Source organism: Dokdonia sp. 4H-3-7-5, from assembly GCF_000212355.1.
Lineage (GTDB): Bacteria > Bacteroidota > Bacteroidia > Flavobacteriales > Flavobacteriaceae > Dokdonia.
This window is the reverse complement of record NC_015496.1, coordinates 1526087-1548423: the sequence shown is the minus strand read 5'-3', so window position 1 is coordinate 1548423 and position 22337 is coordinate 1526087. Positions and strand designations below refer to the sequence as shown.

Sequence of the window (22337 nt, the reverse complement as noted above, 5' to 3'; positions counted from 1 at the left end):
TCGTTACTCTAAAACAGTCTTAAGCTCCTTTCTATAATCTGAAGGGTTCTGGCCTGTAAAGGCTTTAAACTTTTTATTAAAGTGAGAGAAGTTATTAAATCCGCTCTCATAACATACTTGGGTAATACTCATGGGTTGCTCCGCTAGCAGTCTAGATGCGTGCACGAGTCGATACTCATTTACAAACTGCGTAAATGTTTTATGAGTAATCTTTTTAAAATAGCGACAAAATGATGGAATGGTCAAGTTTGTAATATTTGCCATTTCTTCTAGAGGAATTTCTTCTTTAAAATGAGTTTTTACATAATTAAAGACCTCATTAATACGGTTATTATCTTTTACATCAGAGAGTAAAGAGAAGCCATCTGCATTTAATATTCTAAACTCTTTTGTAGTTGCCAGCTCATTTAATACAGTTATTTGAGTCATGAGACGATTAAAATCTGATTGATCCTCCATCTCTTCCATCATTGCCCCTACTCTCTTTTTAGTCTCTCCAGAAAAAACAATCCCGCGTTGTGCTACTTGTAAAAGTCTTTTAATTGACGCCATTTCTGGAAGGTCAAAAAAAGTATCTCCTAGAAAATCTGTTTTCATGTGTATTACAGTCTCACTTTTATTGCCCGTAAGTTCATCTGTAAAACCACAATGTGGCAAATTACTACCTACAAGAATAAGTGTACCCCATGTATAATAAGACAAGTTACTTCCCACCTGTCGTCTTCCTGTACCTCCATTTACATAAACCAGCTCAATCTCTGGGTGATAATGCCACAAACTGTTATCATTAACATGATGCTCATCAAATCTTTGATATGTAAATGAATTACCAAAATCTGGAGTAATAGATTCAAAAGTGGGTTTATGCAGAAGCATGGCCTTTTTTTTACAAATTTATAAATGACTACAAAATGAAAACTACATTAATTTACCTTAAATGTGTTCTAAATTAACACATACACCCCTATTAACCATGCTGTAGGTTAAAAATGAACATATTGCTGCACAATTAGCAGTGGTGATCCCTTAATAACCACCGTATGTTTGTACCATAATAAATAATTAATCAATTACTTAAATCAACAGTTATGAAACAGACACTAAAATTTTCAGCAATTGCATTTTTATTATTTACTGCTATCACAACATTTGCAGCTACTAGTGAGATGACACATTATGACGTACAACCTGAGCTTTTAATTGAAACTTCAAATCCAGGTGATAAAATTAAAAAAGCGTCTAACGCAATAGACAAAGATGTTTTTACAGAAGGAACAGACAGGGTATATGTGAGTTTTTCTAATCCAGAGTTACAACGTATAAAGCTAGAAGTGAGAGATGGACTTAACCGTATCGTTTACTCAAAAGAGATTGACGGAGAAGCTTCTGTAAGTAAAACATTCAATTTTGAAGGGGCTTACAAAGGATACTACACTATCCAAATTGAAAATGAAGAAAAGAGCTTTAGTAAAGAGTTTGAAATACTATAATATCTGTTTGCTTGCAGTAAACAATTAGTATGCTTAGTTATCCCTAGATGGTAGTTCGTCTAGGGATTTTTTTGTTCATTTATTTCTTGTAACAACCCCTTAATCTCAAAAAAAGAACGCCTTTAATATTTGTAGATAATGGTGTATGAGAGCATATTTTCGCGAAAGCATAACACACTTGCATTGCAATATTTACTACATTTGAAATTATGGCAGGAACAATCAATAAAGTGATCTTAATAGGTCACACGGGAGATGATGTAAAGATGAACTACTTTGAAGGTGGTAATTGTATAGGACGTTTTCCGCTGGCGACTAATGAAGAATATGTAAACCGTACCACTGGCGAGCGAGTGAGCAATACAGAGTGGCACAACATTGTAGTGCGCAACAAGGCTGCCGAAATTTGTGAAAAGTACCTCAAAAAAGGTGACAAAGTATATGTAGAAGGACGTCTTAAAACGCGCAAGTGGACAGATGATAAAGGAATGGACAGATACTCTACAGAAATCCAGTGCCAAGAGTTTACTTTTCTTACTCCTAAAGGAGAAAACCAAGGACAGTCACAAGGAGGTGGACAACAAGCACAACAACCTGCACAAGCAGCACGTCCTCAGGCACAACCTTACAACCCTAACCAACCAGCACAACCGGCACAGCCCTCTACAGACACTAGTGATGTAGATGATTTGCCATTTTAATTTAACTAAACGATAAAACTTTTGGACCCCGATCCCGAACCCTTATTTATTCTTCTCTTAACTATAGACCCTACCACTATCATAAGCATTATGGTACTTATAGTTTTACTCATGTGCTCTGCACTGATAAGTGGCGCCGAGGTTGCTTTTTTCTCCCTATCACCTAGTGATCTTCTAGAAACAGAAGAGCAAGTTGCAGATAGAAAAATGATGGTAGTAAAGAGGCTACTCACAAAGCCTAAAAAACTTCTTGCAACTATTCTTGTTGCAAATAATGCCATAAATATTGCGATTGTACTTCTCTTTGCAAGTCTAGGCGAAGTAATATTTGCAAATATTACCGCAGAGATTCTAGGTATACCACTACGTTTTTTACTGGAAGTAGTGCTTATTACGTTCTTAATTTTACTTTTTGGGGAAATCCTTCCTAAGATTTATGCAAACCGTAATAACAAGAAATTTGCGGCACTTGTAGCATATCCGCTGCGCGTACTCGATGTAATTTTCACACCACTTAGCAGCCCTATGCGTGCTGCAACTTTATGGATACAAAGAAAATTAGGAGAACAAAAAACTAGTTTTAATGTAGATCAGCTCTCGCAAGCGCTGGAACTTACGAGTGAAGAGGATACCACAAAAGAGGAGCAAAAAATTTTAAAGGGTATTGTTTCCTTTGGTAACACAGACACAAAGCAAGTGATGCGCCCTCGTATGGATGTATTTGCACTTAATAAAGAGGATGATTACAACTATATTTTAAAGCAGATTACAGAAAACGGCTTTTCTCGTATTCCAGTCTTTTCTGAGAGCATTGACACCATCGTGGGAATCCTCTATGTAAAGGACTTACTCCCTCATCTCAATGAGAAAGAATTTGACTGGGCAAAGCTTATACGCGATCCTTATTTTGTCCCAGAAAACAAAAAGCTTGATGACCTTCTCGCAGAGTTTAAAGAGAAGAAAAATCATCTCGCCATTGTAGTAGATGAGTATGGTGGCACAAGTGGTTTGATCTCTCTAGAAGATATTATAGAAGAAATTGTAGGAGACATTGCAGATGAGTTTGATGATGAAAATATCATTTATTCTAAACTTGATGAGCACAATTGGATTTTTGACGGAAAAACATCTCTCAAAGATTTTTATCGAATCATAAAGCTTGAAGAAACTACTATTTTTGAAAATAAAAAAGGTGAGGCAGAAACCATTGCTGGTTTTGTGCTAGAAGTTTCTGGAGGCTTCCCTCGTAAAAATGAGGTAATAATATATCAAGACTACACGTTTACGGTAGAGGCAATAGATAAGAAACGTATTAAACAGATTAAATTCACTATAAAATCTTGAGATTTACAGCTTTCATAACATCATTTCTTGCAGCTATAATGCTCGCATCATGCGGTGGCGACACATTACCTAAGCCTAAAGGACAGCTCAGTTTATCATACCCCAGACCGTCATATTCTTTTACCACATCAGATTGTGATTATAATTTTGACCTCAACTCACTAGGCAAAGTGCGCTATAAAGATAATTGCTCTGCTGTTATTGATTACCCATCGCTTAACGGAAGTGTATTCCTAACCTATAGAGCGGTAAATAATAATATTAATGCGTTACTCAATGATGCACAAAAACTCACATACGAGCATGTGCGCAAAGCAGACGACATTATAGAAGAGAAGTATGTAAACCAAGAGCAAGGTGCATACGGGATGTTTTATGACATCAAGGGAGATGCGGCTTCCCAGTCCCAATTTTACATCACAGATAGCACCACACACTTCCTTACCGGTTCTATCTACTTCAACACAAAACCTAACTACGACAGTATTTATCCTGCGGCTATGTATCTTAAAAACGATATTAGGCACTTGATGGAAAGTATTAAGTGGAGAGAACAACAGTAGCTTTTTTCGGGGTTCGCTTTCGCGAAAACTTGTCATATTCCTAATAAGTTATTACCGAACTTTGCATTTCTAAATTCAAGCAATGCCAAATAATTCACTCAAGTGGATATACCTTGTAGTACTATCCATTATTTGGGGAAGTTCATTTATCCTTATCAAAAAGGGACTACTAGGTCTAGAACCGCTGCAACTAGGAGCTTTACGAATCTTATTCTCCGCATTTGTTCTGTTACTATTTGGATGGAAAAGTTTGAAAAGCATAAATAAATTAGCGTGGAAATGGATAGGAGTTTCTGCGTTGCTAGGAACCGGTATCCCTGTATTCCTTTTCGCCTTTGCCGAAACCGAGATTGATAGCGCCGTAGTGGGAATTTTAAATTCTAGTGTACCACTACTTGCTTTCGTTTTTGGAATACTACTATTTGGAGCCAAATTTATCAAACAACAGTTTATAGGTGTTCTTTTAGGACTTATAGGCGCCGGCGCTCTTATTTACATAGGCGCTCAAATAAATGAAGAGCAAAACTACTGGTACGCTTCGTTAGTAATCATAGCATCATCGCTCTATGCGCTCAATGTAAACATCATAAAACGTCACCTTCAAGATGTAAGCGCACTAGCTATTGCTGCAGGAAACTTTGTTTTCTTGATTATACCTGCACTTATCATACTTTTTTACTCAGACTTTTTTGAGCTTCCTTTAAGCACGGATACTACGATACAGCAATCCACTGGCTACATTGTTCTACTTTCTATTTTTGGGACTGCCATTGCAAAAGTGATGTTTAACAAGCTAGTACAAATAAGCAACCCAGTGTTTGCCTCCTCTGTAACCTACTTAATGCCTATTATTTCTGTCACTTGGGGATTACTAGATGGAGAAGCATTTACGAGTCTTCAGGTTATTGCTACACTTATTATCCTTACTGGTGTTTATATTGGGAATACAGGAAAAAGAAAAAACAAGTGAAAAACTAGAACTCAATGAGAACAGCCACCTTGTTAATTTTCATATTATTTTTCGCGACGTCTTGTTCACAATCTATTGATAAAAGCAAACTTAATGGCAGTTGGAGAATGTCTTATATCTTAAAATCGGACAAAGATATTTTAAATAAGGATTCAGGTAAGTTATTAAGATATCGCCCTGTTCATTTTGATGAAGACATAATAGATGGAAAACCATTTAGACAGATAACAATTGAATTAAATAGTGATACTGACATCTACGCCGATTTCATTCTTTCTAATGACAAATTAATTTTGAGTCGCAGCACCCACAAAGAATTTGAAGGTCAGTATGAAGTTATTCTTGTTGATTCTATTGACAAAAACACAAATCGAACAGTTCAGCACCTCCTAATTAAATCTGATTCTATTGAAATAAAGGCTTCTAGATTTAAGGAACTCGTAAAACTCACATACTAACTTTCGCGAAAGCGCACAAAAAAAGCGACTTACATTAATGCAAATCGCTTTTATCAACTAAACTATCTTTTCAACTACCCTAGTGGTGGTTGTCCATTCATTATTTCTTCACTTGCATACTCTTCAAACTTCTTGAAGTTATCTTTAAAAGATCTAGCGAGCTTATTTGCAGTTGCATAGTATCCTTCGTCGTTATTCCAAGTTGCTCTAGGAGATAATACCTCTGTAGGTACTCCTGGGCATGTGCGTGGTTGCGCTAGTCCAAAAACAGAGTGTATGTGGTAGTGATCATGAGAAGTCTCTTGTGGTAACTCTCCATTCATCGCTGCCTTGATCATAGCACGTGTATACTTAAGTTTCATACGTGATCCTACTCCATAAGGTCCACCAGTCCATCCAGTGTTAATAAGCCATACATTTACTCCAGATGCCTTCATTTTCTCACTAAGCATCTCTGCGTATTTAGTAGGATGTAATGGCATAAATGGAGCTCCAAAACACGCCGAAAATGACGGTTGTGGCTCTGTAACTCCTGCTTCTGTCCCAGCAACCTTTGCTGTATACCCACTTATAAAGTGATAAGCAGCTTGACCTGGCGTTAATTTTGAGATAGGAGGCAATACTCCAAAAGCATCTGCTGTTAAGAAGAAGATGTTTTTAGGATTCTTTCCTACAGAAGGCTCTTGTATATTATCAATGTGGTTAATAGGATAACTCACACGTGTATTTTGTGTAATAGAAGTATCTTCAAAAGCTACATTACCATTGTCATCTAGAATTACATTCTCTAGTATTGCTCCTGGCTTGATGGCATTAAAGATATCTGGCTCATTTTCCTTAGATAGGTTAATCACCTTTGCATAACAACCTCCTTCAAAGTTAAAGATGGTGTTTTCCTTAGTCCATCCGTGCTCATCATCTCCTATAAGCTTACGCTCTGGATCTGCCGAAAGTGTTGTCTTTCCAGTACCAGAAAGTCCAAAGAAAATTGCAGTTTCTCCATTATCTCCTACGTTTGCACTACAGTGCATAGGTAATGTTTCCTTTTCTACAGGAAGGATAAAATTTAATGCAGAGAAAATTCCTTTCTTGATCTCACCGGTATAACCAGTTCCACCTATAATGATTGTTTTTTCTGTAAATGAAAGAATTGCAAAGTTGCTCTGGCGAGTACCATCTACTTCAGGGTCTGCTAGAAATCCTGGAGCGTTAAGAATAGTCCACTCTGGATCAAATGTTTTAAGTTCTTCAACCGTAGGGCGAAGAAACATGTTATAAGCAAACATGTTTGACCAAGGATACTCGTTTATCACTCGTATATTTAGTCTGTAATTCTCATCTGCACAAGCATAACTGTCTCGTACGTAGATTTCTTTTTCAGAAAGATAGTTGGCTACTTTTGCTTTTAACTTTGCAAAAGCTTCTTCACCAAATGGGAGGTTAATGTTACCCCACCAGACTTTATCTTCTGTCTTGGCATCTTTTACAATAAAGCGATCTAAAGGTGATCGTCCTGTAAAAGTACCAGTGTTTACTGCTAGTGCGCCAGAGGACGCAGTAGTTCCCATGTCGTTTTCTACGCTTATTTCGTGTAGTTTCTCAGGGGAGAGTTGGTAGTTGATTTTGGCATTTTTGATGCCTAATTTTTCTAATGAAAGTGTCTTCGAAGCTAAGCTATCTGCGACCATAACAATGAGTTTTGTGTTGTTTTAGGTCACAAAAGTAGTAAGACTTTGCTCAGCACTATAACGTTTTCGCTGTTTTATTTGGATTTTATGAAATGTATAACTATCAAAAGCCAACTAACAATGAGCAAAGTCCCGCCTATTGGGGTGATAAGAGCGATTTTAGTAAAATCAAAAGATGTTAATTCATTGGTTGCCAGCCCGTATATAGAACCTGAAAAGAATAAAATACCTAGCAATAGCAGCACCCATACTATTTTTTTTGTTTTTTCGCTTAAAGCGAAAACTGGAATAAGTAATAACAATAAGGCATGATACATTTGATACTTTACTCCCGTCTCAAAAGTCGCAATTGCCGAAGCATCAATCACTTTCTCGAGACCATGAGCACCAAAAGCTCCAATAACAACTGCGGTAAGTCCAAAAATCCCACCTGTCACTCTTAATTTTTTATCCATGCTATTTGTTTAAGATGTAGCCCAAAACCGTACTTTAGACCAGCAGAGTTCAATTTGAACTCTCATACAAAATTACAAAACTAACTACCCATGAGAAAGATTCTCGTTATAGGCGCTGGAAAATCCACGAGCCAACTCGTAAACTACCTACTTTCTAAATCTGACAAAGAAGATTTACAGATTACCGTGGGCGACATCTCTATAGACAATGCTCAAAAACTCATCAATAACCATAAAAATGCTACGGCAATAAGCCTTGATGTATTTAACAAGGAAGAACGTGAGCAGGCTATTAAAGCAGCAACTATAGTAATCTCTATGCTTCCTGCGCGTTTCCATATTGAGGTTGCTAGAGACTGCGTTACTTTTGAAAAGTCTATGGTAACCGCTTCTTATATTTCTGATGAGATGGAAGCGCTTGATGCTGCTGTAAAAGAAAAAGGGCTTGTATTTATGAATGAAATAGGCTTGGACCCAGGTATAGATCACATGAGTGCCCTGCAGGTAATAGACCGTATACGCGATAAAGGAGGAAAGATGATTCTTTTTGAGTCGTTTACAGGTGGTCTTGTGGCACCAGAAAGCGACACTAATCTATGGAACTATAAATTTACTTGGAACCCTCGTAATGTAGTTCTCGCAGGTCAAGGTGGCGCTGCCGAATTCATACAGGAAGGAACTTATAAATACATTCCTTACCAACGCCTTTTTAGACGTACGGAGTTTTTACAGATAGAAGGTCACGGTCGTTTTGAAGGATATGCAAATCGTAATTCTCTTAAGTATCGCTCTGTATATGGTCTTGATGACATCCCTACATTGTACCGTGGTACCATACGTAGAGTTGGCTTTTCTAGAGCTTGGCAAATGTTTGTGCTTCTAGGCATGACAGATGATAGCTATCAATTAGAAAATACGGAGCAAATGAGTTATCGTGATTATGTAAATTTATTTTTACCATACTCCCTTACAGATTCGGTAGAGCTTAAACTGCGCCACTACCTCAAGATCGATCAAGACGATTTACTCTGGGACAAACTATTAGAGCTTGATCTTTTTAATGCCACCAAAAAACTAGGACTTACAAATGCAACTCCTGCTCAAGCATTACAACGCATCCTAGAAGATAAATGGACGCTGGACGCTAAAGATAAGGACATGATTGTGATGTATCATAAATTTGGCTATGAGCTTGACGGTAAGCGCAAGCAGATTGATGCAACCATGGTAAACATAGGAGAGGATCAAATAGAAACAGCAATGGCAAGAACGGTAGGTTTGCCAGTAGCTATGGCAACCTTACGCATTCTTAATGGAGAGATTACTACACCTGGGGTGCAACTCCCTATTAAAAAGGAAGTCTATGAACCTATTCTCAAAGAACTGGAAGAGTATGGCATCACCTTTAAAGAATACGAGGTTGACTATCTAGGTTATAATCCAGATATCGTAGGAGGATAACCTTTTTAAAAATTGAATTACAGTTTATAACTATTTATATATCTTGTAGTTTCAATATAGAACCTTCTTGAGATGAAAATTGTAAAAGACGAACTTATAATAGATGGTATAGATAAGATAATCTTGCGCCAACTTATGGAAGATGCTCGTAAGCCTATTCTTGAAATTGCTCGTAAAGTGGGCATTTCTGGAGCTGCCATACACCAGCGTTTACGCAAGCTAGAGAAGTCTGGACTCATAGCTGGCTCTAAGTTTATTATAGACCCAAAAGTGCTAGGCTATCGCACGCAAGCATTTATAGGAGTATATCTTGATAGAGCTGCAAATAATGCAAGAGCAGTGCGACAACTTAAAGATATTCCAGAAGTAATAGAGTGTCATTACACTACTGGAAACTGGTCTGTACTTATCAAAATTCTTTGTAAGAACAACGAGGATTTAATGAATTTACTCAATAAAAAGATTCAAGCGATAGACGGTGTATCACGCACTGAAACCTTTATCTCACTTGATCAACAAATAGACAGACAGATTAAAATCTAATTTTTTACGCTTTCGCGAAAGCGTACCACTACAATTAAAACCCATTATTTACGCATAAAAAAACCTCTCACTTGGAGAGGTTTTTCTTTTAACTAAGCTTTTGTTACAGCCCAGGATAGCTACCCGTAAGGATTTCAATACCATCAATTACCCAACCTACAATAAAGAAACCTGCTGTAAGAATAAATAAGATGTTCCAGCCTATTGGGCTTCCTAAGTACCATCTGTGTGCTGCAAAACCTCCTAAGAATAACCATAATAAAATAGCTATCAGTTGGCGATCTGCTTCTACTGCTGCAGGTGAAGTAAGTACTTCTGCCTGATCATCTTCAGTAAGTGTTACTCCGTTTACGGCAGCAACTGCTGTTCTCTGTACTGGAAATCCAGCATAGGTATTTGTAAAGGCAAGCATTACAAACGCAAATAATAGTGTAATTTTGAGTCTCATAGTTTGGTTTTGTTTTTATTAGACCTAACTAAATTACCTAAAAAACAGCTATGTACTTACGAAGAATTCTCTTTTTTACATATTTCCTGCTCGGAGCTACCGCTTACGGCCAACTTACTGCTTATGAATATATGGGAGTTATAAAGCTTAATGATTCTGCTTTTATATCCTATAAACTAGCCTTTGAAGAAGTGGATGGTAGAGTACAAGGATACTCCATGGCAGATTTAGGAGGGAAACATGAAACTAAGTCTAATATCAAAGGAATTTATGATAGTGAGAACAAAATATTCTCCTTTGCCGAATATGATATTGTGTACACAAAATCTCCACTAGGTGAGGTAGACATGTGCCTCATAAACTTTGAAGGTAAAATGAGAAACCTTGAAAACAATAAAGCTTTTAGCGGTGACTTTAAAGGCCTCTACCCAGATAAGAGCTCATGCCTAGATGGGATGCTCATCATGTCTGCCACAGAAGAGGCGCAAGCTAGAATTGCCAAGCTAGACAAGAAGATTCAGAAATCTAAAAAGGTAAGTCAAGAATTAAAAGATAGAATTTCGGCAAAGCGCTCTGTAGATACGCTTACCATGAGTATCGTAAGAAAGAATGAAAACCTCAACGTTTTTACTAAAACTAAAGATGTTGTGATTTCTATTTATGACTCTGGGAAGGTAGATGATGACCGCATAAACCTATATGTGGATGATGTACTCATACTAGAAGATTACTCTATAGAACGAGCAAAAAAGCAAATACCAATCACTATTACCAAGAAAACAACAGTAGTGCGCGTAGAGGCCCTTACAGAAGGGACCTCTGCACCTAATACCGTTAAGGTAGAAATACAAGACGGCATGAGTTTAATAACTACAAGAACGAGTCTTAAAACGGGTGAAAAGGCAGAGCTTACCTTAGTGAAGCAGTAAAAGAAGTTAGATTTCTTCCGAATAAAGCACAAAAAAACCCACGCTATAAACGTGGGTTTTGTAATCTAACATTTTCGCGAAAGCGAAAAAATTATTATTCATGTGCGACTCGCACCTAGTATCTGTAGTACTCAGGCTTGAATGGCCCTTCTACGGTAACACCGATGTAGTCTGCTTGCTCTGTAGAAAGAGTTTCTAGCTCTACACCTAGACGTGATAAGTGCAATGCTGCTACTTTCTCATCAAGGTGCTTAGGAAGCATGTATACTTCGTTGTTATAGTTTGCACTGTTTTTCCAAAGTTCGATTTGTGCTAGTGTCTGGTTTGTAAATGAGTTACTCATTACAAAACTAGGGTGACCTGTTGCACAACCTAAGTTTACAAGACGACCTTCTGCAAGAACGATAATATCTTTACCGTCTATAGTATACTTATCTACTTGTGGCTTGATTTCATCCTTAGTTGCTCCGTGTGTACTGTTTAACCAGCCCATGTCGATCTCATTATCAAAGTGACCTATGTTACATACAATCACCTTATCCTTCATTGCCTCAAAGTGCTCTGGGCGTATGATGTCTTTGTTTCCAGTTGTAGTAATCACAATATCTGCGTTACCTACTACAGAGTTAAGTTTCTTTACTTCAAAACCATCCATTGCTGCTTGAAGCGCACAGATAGGATCAATTTCAGTTACTGTAACAATAGATCCAGCACCTTTAAAAGAAGCTGCTGTTCCTTTACCTACATCTCCGTATCCACATACTACTACACGCTTTCCAGCAAGCATAGTATCTGTAGCACGACGTATAGCATCTACCGCACTCTCACGACATCCGTACTTGTTGTCAAACTTAGACTTAGTTACAGAGTCATTTACGTTTATTGCTGGCATAGGTAATGTTCCGTTCTTTACACGCTCGTAAAGACGGTGTACACCAGTCGTAGTTTCTTCAGAAAGACCTTTGATATCTTTTGCAAGTTCTGGGTAACGATCTAATACCATGTTAGTAAGATCACCTCCATCATCAAGGATCATGTTTAATGGCTTACGATCTTCTCCAAAGAAAAGTGTTTGCTCGATACACCAATCAAATTCTTCTTCATTCATCCCTTTCCAAGCATATACTGGTATTCCAGCATCTGCAATGGCTGCAGCAGCTTGATCTTGAGTAGAAAATATGTTACAAGAAGACCAAGTTACCTCTGCTCCTAGTGCTTTTAATGTTTCAATTAAAACAGCTGTCTGTATTGTCATATGCAGACATCCTGCGATACGAGCACCTTTAAGCGGCTGCTCATCTCCATACTCTTCACGTAGAGACATAAGCCCAGGCATCTCTGCCTCTGCAAGTTCGATCTCTTTCCGTCCCCAGCCCGCTAGGGAAATATCTTTTACTTTGTACGGTACGTACGGTACTGTCTTTGTGCTCATAATTTGTATATTTAGCTTATTTCTTAGCAGTGGCAAATTTACGCAATACCTTACAGAAAACCTTTTAATCGATGCCTCTTTACAAAACGATAACAGTTAGCTCGAGTACAACAGTCTATATTTGGAAGATTGAAGAAGATATTACTACGCTTTCGCGAAATATAAAACTTACAGATCATTGCCAAAATAGACTACAAGGAATGAAGTCTGAGCTTCACCAAAGAGGCTTCATGAGTATACGCCATCTCCTCGCCGAAGCTGGATATACAGATTTCGATTTATATTACGATAAGAATGGAAAACCCCACCTTCATGATGGGAAACACATTTCTATCACACATAGCTACACCTTCACTGCCATTATTGTAAGTAATCAACCCGTAGGTATCGATATAGAAAAGCAACGTGACAAAATCTTACGCATTGCTCATAAATTTACACCTATAGAAGAATATTACACACTTACTAATGCAGATGCTCGCATGCGCAAACTCACCATTGTATGGGGAGCAAAGGAATCACTTTACAAACTATATTCACAAGAAGGACTGAGTTTCTTAAAGCATATTGACGTTACAGATTTTGATTTTGACGATGGCAAGACTATAGCCACGGTAAATTATGAAGGCGTAGTCTCCACCTATGATCTCACCTTTATGGAGTTCGAGGGATTTACCTGTGTATATGGGTTTTGATTGTGGTCCCGATAGCTATCAGAATTAAAGGTTTTACCTGTGTTTACGGTTATTAATAATGAAGAGCATTCTTTGTACTGCAATTCCTACCTTCGTGTGGTGACTATATATTCCCAAATCATACACAAAAAAGAAGAAGGCGGTAAACTACTCGCAATTCTCATAGATCCAGATAAGTTTGAATTGGATTCCGCTTTCGCGAAAGCGTACTTGAAAAAAATACCCACCGCCACAACTCACATTTTTATAGGCGGAAGTACAGATCCAGCACGTAAAACAGCAACTGTGGTCCAACTTCTAAAAGCCGAAACAGCATTACCCATTATTCTGTTTCCTGGAAATTACAATCAGGTTACTCCAGATGCAGACGCAATATTATTCTTATCACTACTATCTGGTGATAATGCCGAATTTTTAATAGGCCAGCAAACGAAAGCTGCGAGAGCAGTACAACAAAGTGAGCTTGAAGTAATCCCCACAGGATACTTACTCATAGACGGCGGATCCATAACTGCCGTGCAACGAGTGAGCCAGACCAGCCCAATGTCACAAGATGATAAAGAGCGCATAGTAGACACAGCACTTGCAGGACAATATTTAGGTAAAAAATGTATTTATCTAGAAGCAGGAAGCGGAGCAAAAAAGGCAGTTCAACCTTCAATAATCAAAGCCGTTTGTGATACACTCACCATTCCAGTAATCGTGGGCGGAGGTATTAGAAATTCTACTCAAATGGAGCTAGCACATGAGGCTGGGGCAACAATGGTCGTTATAGGCACAGCTTTTGAAGAGAACTCATGGAATGACTGCTAATTGAATATTAAATCATCCTTATGAAATACATCATTTATCTAATAACGATTCTCATCACAACACAACTACTAGGTCAAACGACCTATGTAGTTGATGCGGTTTCAAAAACACCCGTATCCTTTGCTACTATTTCTTTTGGTGATGGAAGAGGAACGTTTGCAGGCGATGTTGGTGAGTTTACTTTTATTAGCTCAAAATATAAGGATATAGACAGTCTTTATATCTCGGCTATAGGTTTTAAGGAGCAAGCTTTTGCTGCCGCTAGCTTACCTAAAAAAATATTTCTAGCTCCAGAGGCTAGCTTACTTTCTGAAGTTATCGTTACTGCAGAAAAGAAAGGCAAATACAAGAAGAAAAAATACAAGGAGACCACACACACTAATTATTACAACTGCTGGCTCCCTACCGTAGAGAGTGAGGTCGCTGTTCTTTTTAATCGTGAGGATGGAAAATCTTCAAAAATTGCACAACTGTGGATTCCTATAAACTCAGAAAAGGAATATCGCAAAAAAGGTAACATGAAATTTTCTACCTTATTCCGCATTCAGTTTTATAAGAATGAGAATGGACTGCCTGGAACACCTGTAATTCATAGGGATATTGTTTTTCGCGTAAGTGAGCAAGATGATGAGATGTATGAACTCGATATAAATAAATATCAAATCTTTATTCCTAAAGACGGGATTTTTGCCTCCTTACAAGTGCTAGGATATGCAGATAAACAAGGAAAGCTCATACAGACTAAAAAATATAATGAAATTGAAACTCCTAGAGGAATTCAAAAAGTATCTGTTACTTTTAGACCTTTATTACCGTTTACAAATGAATTGCCATCACAAAAAACGTATGTAAGAAGAGTATTCTTTAATGATAAAAAATGGCAAGTATTTGACCGTACTTACAATGAGCATTCGGCGCTAGTAAAAACTGGAAATGTAAATTATGGAATGGGTGCATTACTGCACATTTATCAAGAATAACAACTATGCAAATCTCTGTAGATCTTACTTTTAGTCCGCTACAAAATGATTACGAAATGTATATCATTAATTTTATAAAGCGACTACGCGACTCTGGTCTTACCATTATAGAAAATCCTCTTGCCACTCAAGTATATGGAGATTACGACAAGGTGATGACTACACTTACTAAAGAAATGAAGCGCAGCTTTGAGGAAATAGGCATCGGTCTATTTTATATTAAAATTGTAAAAACAGATCGCTCTGATTATGTCGCAGATTTTTGATTTCCTTTTTGGGCAGTACGCCACATACGACACCTTAGACATTGTCTTAGAACTTATAGCTGCCGTATTTACTATCGCATCTGTAGTTTACTCAAAACGAAATAACGTCCTCGTTTTTCCTACTGGAATGATTTGCACAGCAATCTTTGTGTATCTACTTCTCAAATGGGGACTACTGGGAGACATGATGATTAATGGGTACTACTTCATTATGAGTGTTTATGGATGGTACATCTGGACACAAAAATTAGACGGCGTTGCAGTTACTCCTATCACGAGAACCACTAGAAAAGAGCACCTCCTCTCTGTAGTTATATTTATTACATCTGCAATTTTTGTGTATATCGTATATATCATTTTTGATAAAATTGAACACTGGACATCTTACGTAGATATGATTACCACAGGCATCTTCTTTGTAGGCATGTGGCTTATGGCTAGACGTAAGATTGAGAACTGGATATATTGGATCATAGGTGACATTATCACTGTACCTCTTTATTTTTACAAAGGACTCACTTTCAGTAGTATTTTATATTTTGCACTCACTATTATTGCCATTTTTGGATATTTAGCATGGAAGAAGAACTTAGACAAGTCACCAGTAATTGCATAAGAGTTTGCCTTATTGGACCAGAAAGTAGTGGGAAAAGTACGCTTTCGCGAAAGCTAGCTCAGCATTACAACGCACCCCTAGTTCCAGAATATGCAAGAGAATATCTTCAAGATTTATGGGACACAGAGCAAAAGATATGTAGACCAATGGATCTGTTGCCTATTGCCAAAGGCCAGATAAAACTAGAGAATGCTGCAGTAGCTAATGCTACAAATCTAGTTATTTGTGATACTGATTTACTGACCACAAAAATATATAGCGAGGCTTACTATGATGGCTGGTGTCCAGAATTATTGGAAAAAATGGCATTAGAAAATAAATATGATTTGTACCTTTTAACGTACATAGACACTCCTTGGGAGCAAGATGATTTACGAGATCGCCCAGAAAGAAGAGAGGAAATGTTTAATTATTTTAAACATACCTTAGAGAAATATAAAAAACCATTTATTCTTGTAAAAGGCACCGTGCCTGAAAGAATGGTAACTGCTACCGAATCTATAAATACACTTTTAGTTTGAATATCACAGATCAAGACATAGAGCACATCACAAATTTAGGTGTAACCAAAGAGCAAGTTGAACAGCAATTTCAGATACTTCAGGAAGGAATTCCATTTGCAAACTTGCGCAGTGCCGCTACAAAAGGTAATGGTCTTATTGTGCTCAATACAGAAAAAGAAAAACAACTAGTACAACATTACGAGGATAGTAAAAGTGCGATAACTCCATTAAAATTTACTCCAGCATCTGGTGCAGCTACTAGAATGTTCAAGTTTCTATTTGAATTTGTTGAAGACTATAATCCTCAAGACGGAAGTATTAATGCATATATAAACAAGAAAGGGGTTCCAGAGCTTAGACTATTTTTTGTGGGTCTAGAAAGTTTTCCTTTTTACAAAAGAATACGCGCACGAATAAAAGACAAGTATGGCAAAGATGGAGCAGACATTAATGAAAATAGATTACGCTTTGTAAAAATAATGCTTGAAGAAAAGGAACTTAATTTTGGCAAAAAACCTAAAGGATTATTTCCTTTTCATGAATATAAAAAACATATAGCTACTGCCTTTGAAGAGCATCTTTTTGAAGGTGCTTTGTATGCAACAAAAGATACCGTTGCACGACTTCACTTTACAATTTCAAAAGAACATCAAAAGAGATTTTCAAAACGTTTTGATAAACGTAAAGACTATATAGAACGCAAAACAGGCATGACCTTTGACATATCTTATTCTTACCAAGACTCAGCTACAGATACAGTAGCCATTACAAAGTCAAATACTCTTTTAAGAGATGAGGATGGAAAAATCGTTTTTAGACCTGGAGGACATGGAGCTTTAATAAACAACTTAAATGAGCAAGATGCAGATATTATATTCATTAAGAATATTGATAACGTCGTTGTAAATAAGTACAAGACTCAAGTTGCTTATTATAAAAAGATGCTTGCTGGAAAGTTACTTTCACTTCAAGCAAGGTCTTTTGAATATCTAAAGAAAATTGACAATCAAAGCGAACTTTTAGACAGCGAGCGTATGGAGATCGCTACTTTCTTAGAAGATGATCTATTCTTAAGGCTTCCTGCAACCTTTAAAAAACTTGAAAACGCCGCACAAACAGATCTTTTGAGAAAATTACTAGATCGCCCTATACGCGTGTGTGGTATGGTAAAAAATGAAGGAGAACCAGGAGGCGGCCCTTTCTGGGTGATTCATGAAGATGGTACTGAGAGTTTGCAGATTATAGAAAGTGTGCAGATAAATCCTGATAACAAGGAGCAGCAAGAAATTCTTAAAAATGCTACACACTTTAATCCAGTAGATATCATTTGCGGTGTAAAAAATTACAAAGGAAAGAAGTATGATCTTCTCAATTATGTAGATTATAAAGCAGGATTTATTGCATCTAAAAGCTACCAAGGAAAGAAAATTAAAGCACTAGAACACCCAGGACTTTGGAATGGTGCAATGGCTCACTGGAACACTATATTTATAGAAGTTCCACTAGTTACTTTCAATCCTGTAAAAACGGTTAATGATCTTCTTAAACCAGCTCACCAAGTAAAATAACAAAATCATAGGTTAAATTTTGTTTAATCTTATTTATTAAAAGATAAACAATAAGTATCTTTATTTCAAAATAGAAATATGGATACCGCACTGGTATGGTTTAGAAATAATTTACGAACACAAGATAATAGCTCCTTGACTCATGCAATTGCTTCAGGCAAGCGTGTAATTGGGTTGTATAGTTTTGACCCTAGACAATTTCAGATAGGTGATTTTGGTTTTAAAAAGACGGAGAAATATCGCGCTCAATTCTTAATTGAGACTGTCCAGAATCTCAAAAAGAATCTCAACGATCTTAACATCACTTTGATTGTAACTCACGAGCATCCAGAAGTAACTATTCCAGATCTCATAGACCAACACGACGTCTCAGAAATCTACTCTCAAAAAGAGTGGACGCGTGAAGAAAATGAAGTTACCATTGCTGTAGAAGAAAAAATTAATAACGCAAAACATTACACTCATTATGATCAGTTTCTCTTTCATCCCGAAGATAATCCTTTCAATTCTTTCGGAGACATTCCTCAAGTATTCACTCAATTCCGTAAAAAGTGCGAGAAAGAAAGCACTGTCCAACGTTTACAAGAAAAAATCAAAACGCTTCCTTCAAAAAATCTACTCGATAAAGAAAGCAGCATACCTAACCTGCAAGAGCTAGGCTTAGACACTTTTACTAAAGACCATCGCTCTGCATTCCCTTGGAACGGCGGAGAAGACGAGGCTTGGAACCGACTCAATAATTACTTCTGGAATACAAAAAAACTCCAGTACTATAAGAAAACACGCAACGGACTCGTAGGAGAAGATTATAGCTCAAAGTTATCTGCATGGCTGGCAAATGGATCTATATCTGCACGCCAAATTTATTGGGAGGTAAAAAAGTTTGAAAAGGAAATTATTTCAAATCAAGATACGTATTGGCTCATTTTTGAATTGATATGGAGAGATTATTTCAAGTATGTCTCTCTCAAACATGGTAACGACCTGTTTAAAATAGGCGGAATTCTGCATAAAAACTACGACTGGAAACGTAATGATAAAGCCCAGCGCGAGTGGATTCATGGTAATACAACGTATGACTTTGTAAATGCCAATATGATAGAACTCAAAGAAACAGGATGGATGTCTAACCGCGGTCGTCAGAATGTTGCGAGCTTTTGGGCCAAAGAACAACAGCAAGACTGGCGCGTAGGCGCTGCTTACTTTGAAAGTGTCCTCATAGATTATGACGTGCATAGCAACTGGGCAAACTGGATGTACAACGCAGGTGTAGGAAACGATCCTAGAGACAGAAAATTCAATATCAAAAGGCAGCAGGAAATGTATGACGGTAATGGCAAGTTTGTAAGACTGTGGACTCAAAATGAATTATTTTAAATGAGCACTTTACGACTTATTCTGGGCGATCAGCTCAACCACAAGCACTCCTGGTATCAAGAGCAATCTGACTATGTCATTTATTTCATGGCAGAAATGCGCCAAGAAACAGATTATGCTACCCATCATATTCAGAAAGTTGTCGCCTTTTTTAAAGCAATGCGCGAATTTTCTGACTGGCTTACATCTCAAGGACACAAAGTGATTTATTATACCCTAGATGCGCCTGAAAACACCCAAAGTCTCATTAAGAACATTGAGCAACTTATTAAAGAAAACGACATATCACTATTTGAATACCAACTTCCAGATGAATATCGGCTGGATGAAATGTTATCACGCTTTCGCGAAAGCGTAACAATCGAAGTAAAGTCATACGATACAGAGCATTTTATGACTTCTCGTACCGACTTGTCTTCTTTTTTTGAGGGTAAAAAGCTCTTTACTATGGAATATTTTTACCGCATGATGCGCAAGAAATATGACGTCATGATGATAAACGATAAAGATCCTGAAGGTGGTAAATGGAATTTTGACCACAGTAACCGCAATAAGTGGAAAGGAGATACTTTAATCCCTATTGAAAAGACTTTTGATACAAATGTCTCATCTATTGTAAAGCTCATTGAAAAAGCTGGAGTTAAAACCATAGGACGCATAGATGAGAAGAATTTTGCATGGCCTACCAATCGTAAAGAATCACTTGAAGTGCTTGACTATTTCTGTGAGCACTTATTAGTTCATTTTGGCGATTATCAAGATGCCATGGATCCAGATCAAGCCTACTTATATCATAGCAGATTAAGCTTTGCAATGAATAGTAAGATTCTAGATCCTCAAGAAGTTATTGAAACCGTTATAAACTATTGGAGAGCACATAAAGAAGAAATAAATATAAGTCAGATAGAAGGTTTTGTAAGGCAGATTCTAGGATGGAGAGAGTACATGCGAGGGATGTATTGGAAAGAAATGCCAACATTTGCAACGACCAATCATCTTGAGAACAAAAATCCTTTACCTGAGTTTTACTGGACTGGAAAAACTAAAATGAACTGTCTTAAGTGCAGTATCAATAATAGCCTAGATAATGCTTATGCACACCACATACAGCGATTAATGATTACTGGCAACTACGCACTTCTTACTATGTGTGATCCAGCACAAGTAGATGAGTGGTATCTCGGGATTTATATTGACGCTATAGAATGGGTTGAAATCACAAACACTCGCGGAATGTCCCAATGGGCAGATGGTGGTAAAATTGCAACAAAACCCTATATTTCTAGCGGAAGTTACATCAACAAGATGTCTAATTACTGCAAGGGATGTCATTATAAAGTGAGTAAAAAAACAGGCGAAGATGCATGTCCTTTTAATTCCTTGTATTGGAATTTCTTGAATGAAAAACAAGAATATTTTAAAGGAAACAATCGCATGAGCATGATGCTTAGTCTTTTAAATAAAATGGATAAGAAGACATTACAAGCACATCAAGAACGTGCAGAAGACATCATTAAAAACCCCGCAAATTATTAAAAAAGAGGTAAACATAGTATGGTTTAAGAGGGACTTGCGCTTGCATGACCACCTACCCTTGTACAATGCTTTGCAAGAGGGTCAGCCGCTGCTTTTACTTTATATTTTAGAACCTTCACTAGAAGTAGATCCTCATTATAGTGACCGTCATTTTAACTTTATTAAAGAGTCATTACTTAATCTTCAGAAAGAATTAAAAGCATTTAATACTAAGATTTTGATTATTCACGATGAGGTTGTCTCTGCTTTTAAAGAACTTATAAAACATTATAAAATTCATACCGTTTTCTCCCATCAAGAAACTGGACTACGTGTTACCTATGATAGAGATTTAGCATTAGAAGCATATGCAAATAATCTAAAAATAGCCTCACCAGAAAATAAATTTGGCTGGGTAGAATTTGCAAACAACGGAGTGCAACGTAAACTGAGAAATCGTGTAGGATGGAGCGAAGACTGGGAGTGGTTTATGAAACAACCACAGATTCCTTTTCAGCCCAAAAAGAATCAATTACTATCAATAGAAGATATTAATGCTCTAGAAGATAATTTTAAAAAAGTCTCTTTACAAACATCTGCATCTAGTCCTTTTCAAAAGGGAGGGACGACGATGGCGATGCGCTACCTGACGTCCTTTTTGCATGACAATCGATATCTCAATTATGCAAAACATATTTCAAAACCTAGCTTAGCTAGAAAGAGCTGCTCTAGATTATCACCTTACATCGCTTGGGGAAATGTGAGCATACGCCAAGTGTATCAGGAAGCAAAACATTTTCGCGAAAGCTCTAAAAATAAACGTGCCATCGATGGGTTTACTTCACGATTGCGATGGCAAGCACATTTCATTCAGAAGTTTGAAATGGAGGACTCAATGGAATTTGTGAGTGTAAATAAAGGATATCACAAGCTCTCAAAAAATGTGAATGTTAAGTATCAAAAAGCTTGGAAAGAAGGCAAAACGGGATATCCACTAGTAGATGCTTGCATGCGATGTCTGTGTGAGACCGGTTATCTCAATTTTAGAATGCGTGCCATGACGTTATCTTTTTTTACACATAACTTATGGCAACCTTGGCAAGATGCCACTTATCATCTAGCCCAGCAATTTCTTGATTTTGAACCAGGTATTCACTACCCTCAAATACAAATGCAAGCGGGTGAGACAGGAATAAATATGCTGCGCATATACAACCCGGTTAAAAATAGTTACGAGCACGATGAAGATGGTGAGTTTATAAAGAAATGGATTCCAGAATTGGTAAACGTACCTGTTGCATACATCCATGAACCGTGGACGATGAGTGCTCTTGAACAACAATTTTGCAATACAGTGATAGGTGAAGATTATCCTGCGCCTATAATTGATATAAAAAAGACAGCAAAACATGCGGGTGACGTATTGTGGAAGCTTAAGGATGATAATATGGTAAAGAGAGATGCGTATCGTATCTTAAGACGACACACGCTCGCAAACAGAAATAATTTTGATTAAAAGACT

Annotated in this window: 24 protein-coding genes; 19 read left to right on the top strand and 5 right to left on the bottom strand. The window is 37.3% G+C overall.

Features of this window, described 5'->3' with window-relative positions; translation table 11 throughout:
- Window positions 1–3: 3 nt before the first annotated feature.
- The gene (locus KRODI_RS06910) at window positions 4–876 is read right to left on the bottom strand and encodes an AraC family transcriptional regulator (protein WP_013750874.1); all 873 of its coding nucleotides are present in this window, start codon (window positions 874–876) and stop codon (window positions 4–6) included.
- A 212-nt stretch (window positions 877–1088) separates the two neighbouring features.
- Between KRODI_RS06910 and KRODI_RS06905 the strand changes: the two genes are divergently transcribed.
- The 6 genes from KRODI_RS06905 to KRODI_RS06880 all read left to right on the top strand — a co-directional run bounded on the left by KRODI_RS06905 (window position 1089) and on the right by KRODI_RS06880 (window position 5526).
- A complete protein-coding gene (locus tag KRODI_RS06905) occupies window positions 1089–1490 on the top strand; it encodes a DUF3244 domain-containing protein (RefSeq protein WP_013750873.1) in 402 nt (133 codons plus the stop codon).
- Window positions 1491–1699: 209 nt separating this feature from the next.
- Entirely contained in the window at window positions 1700–2191 is a 492-nt protein-coding gene (locus KRODI_RS06900) for a single-stranded DNA-binding protein (protein WP_013750872.1), read from the top strand.
- 21 nt (window positions 2192–2212) lie between these two features.
- Window positions 2213–3535, top strand: a complete 1323-nt coding sequence (locus tag KRODI_RS06895) for a gliding motility-associated protein GldE (RefSeq protein ID WP_013750871.1) — start codon at window positions 2213–2215, stop codon at window positions 3533–3535.
- Window positions 3532–4098 carry a gliding motility lipoprotein GldD gene (gene gldD, locus KRODI_RS06890; protein ID WP_013750870.1) on the top strand — a complete coding sequence of 189 codons (567 nt, stop codon included), beginning with the start codon at window positions 3532–3534 and terminating at the stop codon, window positions 4096–4098. The genes KRODI_RS06895 and gldD overlap by 4 nt, the downstream gene beginning before the upstream one ends.
- Before the next feature lie 82 nt (window positions 4099–4180).
- Window positions 4181–5068 (top strand): DMT family transporter, encoded by an 888-nt coding sequence (locus KRODI_RS06885; RefSeq protein ID WP_013750869.1) that lies wholly within the window; start codon window positions 4181–4183, stop codon window positions 5066–5068.
- A gap of 14 nt (window positions 5069–5082) precedes the next feature.
- A complete protein-coding gene (locus KRODI_RS06880) occupies window positions 5083–5526 on the top strand; it encodes a hypothetical protein (RefSeq protein ID WP_013750868.1) in 444 nt (147 codons plus the stop codon).
- 74 nt (window positions 5527–5600) lie between these two features.
- On the opposite strand, the gene pckA is transcribed toward KRODI_RS06880, so the two are convergent.
- Window positions 5601–7214: a phosphoenolpyruvate carboxykinase (ATP) gene (gene pckA / locus KRODI_RS06875; RefSeq protein ID WP_013750867.1), complete on the bottom strand. Its 1614-nt coding sequence runs from the start codon at window positions 7212–7214 to the stop codon at window positions 5601–5603.
- Between the two features lie 74 nt (window positions 7215–7288).
- Window positions 7289–7669 carry a DUF423 domain-containing protein gene (locus KRODI_RS06870; protein ID WP_013750866.1) on the bottom strand — a complete coding sequence of 127 codons (381 nt, stop codon included), beginning with the start codon at window positions 7667–7669 and terminating at the stop codon, window positions 7289–7291.
- Window positions 7670–7759: 90 nt separating this feature from the next.
- Between KRODI_RS06870 and KRODI_RS06865 the strand changes: the two genes are divergently transcribed.
- Window positions 7760–9130 (top strand): saccharopine dehydrogenase family protein, encoded by a 1371-nt coding sequence (locus tag KRODI_RS06865; RefSeq protein WP_013750865.1) that lies wholly within the window; start codon window positions 7760–7762, stop codon window positions 9128–9130.
- Window positions 9131–9202: 72 nt separating this feature from the next.
- Window positions 9203–9673 carry an Lrp/AsnC ligand binding domain-containing protein gene (locus tag KRODI_RS06860; protein ID WP_013750864.1) on the top strand — a complete coding sequence of 157 codons (471 nt, stop codon included), beginning with the start codon at window positions 9203–9205 and terminating at the stop codon, window positions 9671–9673.
- 103 nt (window positions 9674–9776) lie between these two features.
- Here KRODI_RS06860 and KRODI_RS06855 read toward each other — a convergent pair whose 3' ends face one another.
- On the bottom strand, window positions 9777–10121 hold the full coding sequence (locus tag KRODI_RS06855; RefSeq protein ID WP_013750863.1) for a TM2 domain-containing protein: 345 nt from the start codon (window positions 10119–10121) through the stop codon (window positions 9777–9779).
- 50 nt (window positions 10122–10171) lie between these two features.
- On the opposite strand from KRODI_RS06855, the gene KRODI_RS06850 reads away from it, so the two are divergent.
- On the top strand, window positions 10172–11050 hold the full coding sequence (locus KRODI_RS06850) for a hypothetical protein (RefSeq protein WP_013750862.1): 879 nt from the start codon (window positions 10172–10174) through the stop codon (window positions 11048–11050).
- 115 nt (window positions 11051–11165) lie between these two features.
- Here the strand turns inward: KRODI_RS06850 and ahcY are convergent, their stop codons facing one another.
- Window positions 11166–12482 (bottom strand): adenosylhomocysteinase, encoded by a 1317-nt coding sequence (ahcY, locus tag KRODI_RS06845; protein WP_013750861.1) that lies wholly within the window; start codon window positions 12480–12482, stop codon window positions 11166–11168.
- A gap of 71 nt (window positions 12483–12553) precedes the next feature.
- Between ahcY and KRODI_RS06840 the strand changes: the two genes are divergently transcribed.
- The 10 genes from KRODI_RS06840 to KRODI_RS06795 all read left to right on the top strand — a co-directional run bounded on the left by KRODI_RS06840 (window position 12554) and on the right by KRODI_RS06795 (window position 22331).
- Window positions 12554–13177 (top strand): 4'-phosphopantetheinyl transferase family protein, encoded by a 624-nt coding sequence (locus KRODI_RS06840; RefSeq protein WP_013750860.1) that lies wholly within the window; start codon window positions 12554–12556, stop codon window positions 13175–13177.
- A 99-nt stretch (window positions 13178–13276) separates the two neighbouring features.
- Complete coding sequence (locus KRODI_RS06835) at window positions 13277–13990, top strand: geranylgeranylglyceryl/heptaprenylglyceryl phosphate synthase (protein WP_049783435.1); 714 nt, start codon at window positions 13277–13279, stop codon at window positions 13988–13990.
- A gap of 20 nt (window positions 13991–14010) precedes the next feature.
- Window positions 14011–14970: a hypothetical protein gene (locus tag KRODI_RS06830; RefSeq protein WP_013750858.1), complete on the top strand. Its 960-nt coding sequence runs from the start codon at window positions 14011–14013 to the stop codon at window positions 14968–14970.
- 5 nt (window positions 14971–14975) lie between these two features.
- Complete coding sequence (locus KRODI_RS06825; protein ID WP_013750857.1) at window positions 14976–15236, top strand: hypothetical protein; 261 nt, start codon at window positions 14976–14978, stop codon at window positions 15234–15236.
- On the top strand, window positions 15220–15852 hold the full coding sequence (gene pnuC / locus KRODI_RS06820) for a nicotinamide riboside transporter PnuC (RefSeq protein WP_013750856.1): 633 nt from the start codon (window positions 15220–15222) through the stop codon (window positions 15850–15852). Before KRODI_RS06825 ends, pnuC begins: the two co-directional genes overlap by 17 nt.
- Window positions 15813–16373: an AAA family ATPase gene (locus KRODI_RS06815; RefSeq protein WP_013750855.1), complete on the top strand. Its 561-nt coding sequence runs from the start codon at window positions 15813–15815 to the stop codon at window positions 16371–16373. The genes pnuC and KRODI_RS06815 overlap by 40 nt, the downstream gene beginning before the upstream one ends.
- Window positions 16370–17923 carry a DUF4301 family protein gene (locus KRODI_RS06810; RefSeq protein WP_013750854.1) on the top strand — a complete coding sequence of 518 codons (1554 nt, stop codon included), beginning with the start codon at window positions 16370–16372 and terminating at the stop codon, window positions 17921–17923. Before KRODI_RS06815 ends, KRODI_RS06810 begins: the two co-directional genes overlap by 4 nt.
- A 78-nt stretch (window positions 17924–18001) precedes the next feature.
- On the top strand, window positions 18002–19300 hold the full coding sequence (locus KRODI_RS06805) for a DASH family cryptochrome (protein WP_013750853.1): 1299 nt from the start codon (window positions 18002–18004) through the stop codon (window positions 19298–19300).
- The gene (locus KRODI_RS06800) at window positions 19301–20836 is read left to right on the top strand and encodes a cryptochrome/photolyase family protein (RefSeq protein ID WP_013750852.1); all 1536 of its coding nucleotides are present in this window, start codon (window positions 19301–19303) and stop codon (window positions 20834–20836) included. It begins immediately after the preceding gene.
- The gene (locus KRODI_RS06795; protein ID WP_013750851.1) at window positions 20799–22331 is read left to right on the top strand and encodes a cryptochrome/deoxyribodipyrimidine photo-lyase family protein; all 1533 of its coding nucleotides are present in this window, start codon (window positions 20799–20801) and stop codon (window positions 22329–22331) included. The genes KRODI_RS06800 and KRODI_RS06795 overlap by 38 nt, the downstream gene beginning before the upstream one ends.
- The last annotated feature ends 6 nt before the right edge of the window (window positions 22332–22337 follow it).

Coding starts and splice junctions, on each gene's coding strand:
- KRODI_RS06910 (WP_013750874.1), bottom strand. CDS start 876: ATGCTTCTGCATAAACCCACTTTTGAATCTATTACTCCAGATTTTGGT.
- KRODI_RS06905 (WP_013750873.1), top strand. CDS start 1,089: ATGAAACAGACACTAAAATTTTCAGCAATTGCATTTTTATTATTTACT.
- KRODI_RS06900 (WP_013750872.1), top strand. CDS start 1,700: ATGGCAGGAACAATCAATAAAGTGATCTTAATAGGTCACACGGGAGAT.
- KRODI_RS06885 (WP_013750869.1), top strand. CDS start 4,181: ATGCCAAATAATTCACTCAAGTGGATATACCTTGTAGTACTATCCATT.
- KRODI_RS06880 (WP_013750868.1), top strand. CDS start 5,083: ATGAGAACAGCCACCTTGTTAATTTTCATATTATTTTTCGCGACGTCT.
- pckA (WP_013750867.1), bottom strand. CDS start 7,214: ATGGTCGCAGATAGCTTAGCTTCGAAGACACTTTCATTAGAAAAATTA.
- KRODI_RS06870 (WP_013750866.1), bottom strand. CDS start 7,669: ATGGATAAAAAATTAAGAGTGACAGGTGGGATTTTTGGACTTACCGCA.
- KRODI_RS06865 (WP_013750865.1), top strand. CDS start 7,760: ATGAGAAAGATTCTCGTTATAGGCGCTGGAAAATCCACGAGCCAACTC.
- KRODI_RS06860 (WP_013750864.1), top strand. CDS start 9,203: ATGAAAATTGTAAAAGACGAACTTATAATAGATGGTATAGATAAGATA.
- KRODI_RS06855 (WP_013750863.1), bottom strand. CDS start 10,121: ATGAGACTCAAAATTACACTATTATTTGCGTTTGTAATGCTTGCCTTT.
- KRODI_RS06850 (WP_013750862.1), top strand. CDS start 10,172: ATGTACTTACGAAGAATTCTCTTTTTTACATATTTCCTGCTCGGAGCT.
- ahcY (WP_013750861.1), bottom strand. CDS start 12,482: ATGAGCACAAAGACAGTACCGTACGTACCGTACAAAGTAAAAGATATT.
- KRODI_RS06840 (WP_013750860.1), top strand. CDS start 12,554: ATGCCTCTTTACAAAACGATAACAGTTAGCTCGAGTACAACAGTCTAT.
- KRODI_RS06830 (WP_013750858.1), top strand. CDS start 14,011: ATGAAATACATCATTTATCTAATAACGATTCTCATCACAACACAACTA.
- KRODI_RS06825 (WP_013750857.1), top strand. CDS start 14,976: ATGCAAATCTCTGTAGATCTTACTTTTAGTCCGCTACAAAATGATTAC.
- pnuC (WP_013750856.1), top strand. CDS start 15,220: ATGTCGCAGATTTTTGATTTCCTTTTTGGGCAGTACGCCACATACGAC.
- KRODI_RS06815 (WP_013750855.1), top strand. CDS start 15,813: ATGGAAGAAGAACTTAGACAAGTCACCAGTAATTGCATAAGAGTTTGC.
- KRODI_RS06805 (WP_013750853.1), top strand. CDS start 18,002: ATGGATACCGCACTGGTATGGTTTAGAAATAATTTACGAACACAAGAT.
- KRODI_RS06800 (WP_013750852.1), top strand. CDS start 19,301: ATGAGCACTTTACGACTTATTCTGGGCGATCAGCTCAACCACAAGCAC.